Origin of the sequence: Bacillus mobilis (assembly GCF_001884045.1) — a bacterium.
Classification (GTDB): Bacteria; Bacillota; Bacilli; order Bacillales; family Bacillaceae_G; genus Bacillus_A; species Bacillus_A mobilis.
Map to the genome: position 1 here is coordinate 22,119 of NZ_MACF01000117.1, position 6,666 is coordinate 28,784.

Annotated in this window: 9 protein-coding genes; 8 read left to right on the plus strand and 1 reads right to left on the minus strand. The window is 30.1% G+C overall.

Features of this window, described 5'->3' with window-relative positions; genetic code table 11:
- Positions 1 to 35 precede the first annotated feature (35 nt).
- The 6 genes from BAQ44_RS19035 to BAQ44_RS19060 all read left to right on the plus strand — a co-directional run bounded on the left by BAQ44_RS19035 (position 36) and on the right by BAQ44_RS19060 (position 3,538).
- Entirely contained in the window at positions 36 to 230 is a 195-nt protein-coding gene (locus BAQ44_RS19035) for an AbrB/MazE/SpoVT family DNA-binding domain-containing protein (protein WP_327824660.1), read from the plus strand.
- A 258-nt stretch (positions 231 to 488) separates the two neighbouring features.
- Positions 489 to 644, plus strand: a complete 156-nt coding sequence (locus BAQ44_RS19045) for a hypothetical protein (RefSeq protein ID WP_249024746.1) — start codon at positions 489 to 491, stop codon at positions 642 to 644.
- Between the two features lie 149 nt (positions 645 to 793).
- The gene (locus BAQ44_RS30905) at positions 794 to 970 is read left to right on the plus strand and encodes a hypothetical protein (RefSeq protein WP_161491763.1); all 177 of its coding nucleotides are present in this window, start codon (positions 794 to 796) and stop codon (positions 968 to 970) included.
- Positions 963 to 1,520, plus strand: a complete 558-nt coding sequence (locus tag BAQ44_RS19050) for an ABC-three component system protein (protein WP_071722964.1) — start codon at positions 963 to 965, stop codon at positions 1,518 to 1,520. The genes BAQ44_RS30905 and BAQ44_RS19050 overlap by 8 nt, the downstream gene beginning before the upstream one ends.
- Before the next feature lie 4 nt (positions 1,521 to 1,524).
- A complete protein-coding gene (locus tag BAQ44_RS31835) occupies positions 1,525 to 1,767 on the plus strand; it encodes an ABC-three component system middle component 8 (RefSeq protein WP_390827925.1) in 243 nt (80 codons plus the stop codon).
- Positions 1,742 to 3,538 (plus strand): DUF2326 domain-containing protein, encoded by a 1,797-nt coding sequence (locus tag BAQ44_RS19060; RefSeq protein WP_071722968.1) that lies wholly within the window; start codon positions 1,742 to 1,744, stop codon positions 3,536 to 3,538. Before BAQ44_RS31835 ends, BAQ44_RS19060 begins: the two co-directional genes overlap by 26 nt.
- Positions 3,539 to 4,106: 568 nt before the next feature.
- Here BAQ44_RS19060 and BAQ44_RS19070 read toward each other — a convergent pair.
- Positions 4,107 to 4,436 carry a YkvA family protein gene (locus BAQ44_RS19070; protein ID WP_071722973.1) on the minus strand — a complete coding sequence of 110 codons (330 nt, stop codon included), beginning with the start codon at positions 4,434 to 4,436 and terminating at the stop codon, positions 4,107 to 4,109.
- A gap of 245 nt (positions 4,437 to 4,681) precedes the next feature.
- Here BAQ44_RS19070 and BAQ44_RS19075 point away from each other — a divergent pair, with 245 nt between their 5' ends.
- Both BAQ44_RS19075 and BAQ44_RS19085 read left to right on the plus strand, forming a co-directional pair.
- On the plus strand, positions 4,682 to 5,368 hold the full coding sequence (locus BAQ44_RS19075) for an MBL fold metallo-hydrolase (RefSeq protein ID WP_071722976.1): 687 nt from the start codon (positions 4,682 to 4,684) through the stop codon (positions 5,366 to 5,368).
- A gap of 300 nt (positions 5,369 to 5,668) precedes the next feature.
- Positions 5,669 to 6,666 (plus strand): RNA-guided endonuclease TnpB family protein (locus BAQ44_RS19085; RefSeq protein WP_071722978.1); only part of this gene is annotated, 998 nt, incomplete at its 3' end.

The window sequence follows — 6,666 nt, forward strand, 5'->3', positions numbered from 1 at the left end:
GTGTTATTCGTAACATAGATACATTAGGACGAATTGTGGTTCCAATGGAATTACGTTGCACATTAGGTATTCAAGTAAAGGATTCGATGGAGATTTTCGTAGAGGGTGAATCTGTTATTCTACAAAAATATAATTCTAACGGTTATCACCAAATTATAGGTGAATTTTCTGATCCAAATATAGAGCTAGCTGTCGGGAAACATGTACTGATTCCTGAAGGGATTGACTAAGTTTTAGCGGAAATTGAAGCACATTTGAAGGTGCAATAAGATGAGTGAACCTAATAAACAATAAACAAATATTGAACTGGAAATAATTTTGGACAACTTTGTAAAGGTATTACCGATACAGCTTAGAATGCAACGTGAAATGTCTAAATTATTCAAAGTGCATTTTGATGCACTCGTGTCAAAAAGGATTTACGGAGCAACAAGCACTTGAAATAGTAAAGGTACGAGAGGCATAGATTGAAAGGTTCCGAAGCTATCTTGCGAGCTACGCATCAGGTAAGAGGAGAAATTTTAATTACGCAGTTTGACATGTGGTTGGGACAACTCGCTCAATTAGGGCTACTGGAGCAAGTTACGAAAGATGATGATTACGTTTATTATACCGGGTTACAGATCATGCAAAACAGTTTTTAGCGAAGAAGGGTGTTACAAAAGTAATATAATGTAAAAAAGAATTATAAATTGGAAAAAATAGTTCATTTATTTTCATAAAACGTTATAATTAAATGGAGTATAAAGAAACTTAGAAATGGTTCATTTTAACTTTTTATGGAGGCGAATTTATGGAACTGTTTAATGTTATTGCGGGTGTTTGTTCAATAATATCTTTATTTATAAGTATATTTGTTGCAAGTAAGGTTATTAAAATTTCTAATAATTTTAATAACAATAGTTCAAGAAAACAAGTTGTTTTGGGTAAGAAAAACAAAACAGCGGGAAATGATATGAAAAATGTTTGAGAGAATACTACAGTTAATAGCTGGTAATAATAATAGATCAGCAGGAAGAGATATAATTGAGTCTAATACAACGCAGGTGTATAATTTTAATCCACACCCTATAAGATTTTATGAAAATGATTTAAAAGAAATTATAGAATGTTTCACTGAAGAAATTGAAGAAATTGCAGACATAATAAAAATAACAAATGATTTTAAACGCCCGCATATAGAAATTAAAAACAATATTAATAATTTGTCAAATGATTATTTTGAGTATATCAAAAAAAATAGCATGATGTATTTTGGAAAAATAAAATTTTTTCTTGAAGATCCTACCAATGAAAAATTCTTAGAAAAATATCTGAGTACTGCTCGTGAAATTAATAATAAAATTGTTTGTCATAGAAGTGATTTTTCTGCTTTTCAAAAAATTTTTGATGCAATTTATACGTATATAGTTGAAAGAGCAAATTACCAATTGACTTTTGATAAAGCGTTAATATGGGTATTCTTACATTTTATGTACTATAACTGTGATATAGGTGAAAAATATGATACGGCCACATAAATACATGAATTTAAAGCTTTCTATAGTTAATATAAGTTATAACATTCTCCAGGTACTAAAGACACATAAAGTGTATTCTTATGATGGGATATATAACTTAGTATGTCGAGAATTAAAAGAAGAAAATATAAAGGAACTCTTTAATTTATCTCTTACATTTTTATTCTCTTTTGATGTCATTCGATATGATAAGCAATCAGATAACGTGGAGTTGTTAATAAATGAAAATATCAAAGATATATTCTGATAATAAACGATTTAGAGAAATAAACTTTTCAGATGGTTTGAATATCATTATGGGGAGAGTAATAAATAAAAGTAACTTAGATTCTGATTCCCATAATTTAGGTAAGAGTGCGCTTATTAATTTAATTGATTTTATGTTTCTTAAGGAACTAAAACGAGGGAGTTTTTTGAAAGATAACCCTGAAAAGTTTAAAACCTATACTTTTTTTATGGAATTAAAGAAATCTGAGAATAGCTATATCACTATTAAACGCAGCGTTAAGAATAACACAAAGATTTCATTAAAGTTTCATGAAAAAGGAAACCAAGACTTTCGGGATTGTACTAATTGGGATTATAAGGATGTTCCTCTTACATCTACGGATGTAAATAGAAGTCCAAAGCATATTTTAAATCAATATTGGGGAATAAATGAAATTTTACCTTATAACTACAGACAGTATCTTAATTATTTTTTAAGAAGTCAATATGATTATGACGAAGTTTTTAAGTTATCTAAGTTCAAGGGAAATGATTCTTCGTGGAAACCAGCAATGGCCAATTTATTGGGTTTCAATGGTAGTTTGATTAAAGAAAAATATATTCTTGAAGCGGATGTTGTAAAGGAACAAAAATTATTTCAGGAGATGGAACAGAAATTAAAAATTAGCTTGAATGATTTAAATCAAATTGAATCTCTATTAGAAATAAATGAAATTAAAAAGAATTTTGTTGCAGATAAAATTGATAATTTTGATTTTTATTTAAAAGAAAGGGATCTTAATAGAGAACTAGTAGAAGATATTGAAACTAAAATTTCTACTCTTAATAGTAAGGAATATACATTAAGATATGAAGTTCAAAAAATTAAAGAATCGTTAAAACACAGTATTCCATTTAACATTCAAAAAATTAAGGATTTGTTTTCTGAAATGAAGGTTTTATTTCCGAACGATTTGAAGAAGGAATACAAAGATTTAATAAAATTTAATAGTGATATTACTGAGGAACGAAATCGTTTTTTATTAGAGAATCTAAAAGAATTAGAAGAACAGCTTAGAGAAGTAGATGTAAATCTTTTAGAATTGAATAATCAACGGAATAATATACTTTCGATATTAAAAGAGAAGGATTCTTTTGCAAAGTTTAAAGCATTTCAAATGGAATTAGTAGAGATTGAGAATGAAATAAGTAACTTGTTAAATAAAATTAGTAATTTTGATGTTCTAAAGAAGATGGACGAAGATATTAAAATAAAAATTAGTTGTAAAGAGAAAAAGATTGAGGAGATTGAGGAACATTTAAAAAACGGGGTAGAGCTATTCAAGAAAATTAAACTTGATTTTTCTAAATTGGTTGGTGAGATCTTAAATGAGACAGCTATATTATATTACGAAATTAACAAATCGCAAAATGTAGATTTTAAAGCTAAAATTGTAGGGATTGATGATAAACAGTTAACATCGAAATCTGAGGGGTATTCATATAGAAAGATGTTGTGTGTATGCTTTGATTTAGCTATTCTTATTAATTATCACGATAATAGGTTTTATGAATTTGTTTATCATGATGGTAGTTTGGAATCAATGTCAGATACTAAAAAGATAAAGTATATTGAGAAAGTTAGAAAACTATGTTCAGACAAAGATATACAGTATATATTGACGGCTTTAGAAGATGATATTCCGCGACGAAAAGATGGTACTTTATACGAAATCCATGACAGCGAAATTGTAATAATTTTAGATGATCGTGAGAATAACGAAGGAAGATTATTTGGAATTAGTTTTTAATTAAAGATAAGGTATAAAATGCAACTGTTTAAACAAGAATAAAAATATACCTTTTATATAATATTAGTTATTAATAGCTAGTATGTAATACTATTAGTACTTTAAGGTTTTCGTTTTAGGGGTTTGATTTTCTGAGTCAGGAGCTTTGAGGATGACCAGAATTGATGGTTATGTTTCAAAGTAAACAATACGACTATGGTGGAGGATATCAAAACGAGGTTTGGTACAATTACGAACAATTGCACTAAGAGTAGTGTCATCAACTCCAAAACGTTTTGCAAAATTACTCTGCTTAATATCAAGCTCTGCAAAGATTATTTTGAGTTTACATTTAAACTTCATATACGTTACCATAAGGATTTACTTTCTATTAGATATAAGAATAAATAATAGGGTGTCAGAACTTAGGAACAAGTGCTGACACCCTATTTGTTTACGGTTTTAGAGCTAAGAGAAAGTAAGAATTTATTCTGTAATGCTCTCATGATGAAGGTTAAATAGAACTATCAATAATTAAAGTTAGCTTTTTTTGAAAGTGAAAAGCTAGGTAAATGGCTAGATAGTTTAATTATACATGTGCTGAAGTAAATAATGACTCCATTTTTAGTTTACTCTTTTCTCGAATTTCAGCATCTGCATGGCGCATTACAAATTTATGCGCTATAGCGATTGCTAAAACATCATCTAATAAGCCAATCCCAATAATAGCAGCTATATCTGGAATGAAGTCGATTGTTAATACGTAATAGGATAAAGCGGCTAATATGATGAATTTCGCTTTAGTAGGTAACTCTTTTTTTCTCATTGTGTAGTATAAAATAATACTTTCATACACGCTAGATTTACCGAGATTTGCCGAGCTTTTTTTGAATTTTTTCCAAAGAGTCTGTTTCTCCATATAAACACTCCTTTTACAAAAACATAGATTTTTTAAAAGGATAGACAAAGAAGTGAGGAAATAATCAATTGTATTGGTTTTCTTATTGTATATTTCCATAAAAATAAGGAATTACCTGTTCAAAATAATAGAATGTTGGTTATGTAATGACTTACAGAGTTTCGTTACATAAGTATGTACAGTAAAATGTATGTGGATGATTTATATATTATTAAACATTTAATAACAGGTATGGGGGAAGAAAAATGAAGATAATAGAACTACCAATTGAATTTGAATTTAACGGGGCAAAACAATGTATTTATCCGAGCTTAATTATAATAAACAATGAATTAAGTTTAGTAGATACAGGTTATATCAATTTTTCACCTTTAATTGAGGATGCAATTTTAAAACATGGCTATGAGATGAAAAACTTAAAAAATATAATTATTACTCATTATGATGACGATCATATAGGATCTTTATATGATTTCAAAGTGAAATATCCTCACGTGAATATTATTGCTAGTGAAATTGAATCCCACTACATTAATGGTGATATAAAATCGGAGAGACTAGTTCAAGCAGAAGACATGTTACAACGTATGCCAATTGAAGAGAAAGAATTTGGTGAATGGTTTATACAACAATTAAAAAATATAAGACATGTTTCCGTCGATGAAAAAGTATATGATGGTCAAATGATTTTGAATGACACATGTCAAATTGTAGCGACACCAGGACATACTTCGGGGCATATTTCATTATATTTTCCGAATTCAAACTGTGTAATTACAGGGGATGCGGCCGTTCAAGAAAATTGTGAATTAGTAATAGCTAATCCGAATTTTTGTTTAGATATAGAAAAAGCGGAAGAATCTTTAAAGAGAATTAAGAACCTTAAAGCAGCAACGTATTATTGTTATCATGGAGGAAAACTCATTATATAAAATATTTAAAAACCGATCTTTTCCATATAGGGAATATCGGTTTTTTAACATATTATCCGAAAGAAGTCTCCTTCCTCAGGTGTGTGAAAGACGATAGTCTAGCGGCAGGTAGGAGATGAATTTCGGTTCGGTGTAGCCGAACGATTGTTTCCCTTTTTTATTTCGCCTCTGATATAATCAGTCTTATAAGAGGGGAATTTTGGTATAACAATGAAAGTAGATAATAATCTTGTAGTGTTCAGGTTGTGTGATCACCGTCATAGCTTATGGAAAATGAAGCGGAAAATGAGGTGAATGGATATGACAAAGCGGAATAAGGCGTACAAGTTTCGTCTGTATCCAACAGAAGAACAAGCACATCTCATACGTAAAACGTTCGGGTGTGTACGCTTTGTATATAATAAAATGCTGGCTGAACGAAAGGAAGTATATGAAAAACACAAAGCGAATAAGGAAGAACTGAAGAAGCAAAAATTTCATACTCCTGCAAAATACAAATTGGAGTATGAATGGTTGAAAGAAGTTGATTCATTGGCATTGGCCAACGCGCAATTAAACTTGCAAACTGCTTATAAGAATTTTTTTAGTGGTCAAAGTAATTTTCCTACATTCAAAAGTAAAAAGAGTAGAAAATCCTATACAACGAATCGAGTAAACGGAAATATTATGTTATTTCATGGTTATATCAAATTACCAAAGTTGAAAATGGTGAAACTGAAGCAACATAGAGAAATCCCGCCAAAACATATCATCAAATCGTGTACGATTTCGATGACACCTACTGGTAAGTATTACGTGTCTATTTTGACCGAATATGAAAAAGAAATCACTCCAAAAGAAGTAGAACGTGTAGTTGGATTAGACTTCGCAATGGCTGAATTGTACGTGAGTAGCGAAGATGAGAAAGCCAATTATCCTCGCTTTTATCGTCAGATGTTAGAGAAATTAGCGAAGGCACAACGAGTATTAGCAAGACGTGTGAAAGGTTCAGAGCGCTGGAATAAACAACGCATTCGTGTAGCGAAATTGCATGAAAAGGTCGCCAATCAACGTAAAAATTATCTTCATCATAAGTCTAAAGAGTTAGCTACGAATTTTGACGTTGTAGCAATCGAAGACTTACATATGAAAGGAATGTCACGAGCATTTAGATTCGGTAAGAGTGTAGCGGATAACAGTTGGAGGATGTTCACGACATTTTTAGCATATAAGCTACAAGAACAAGGAAAGCAGCTTGTAAAAATAGATAAATGGTTTCCTTCTACAAAGATGTGTAGTAATTGTGGAAATAAAAAAGA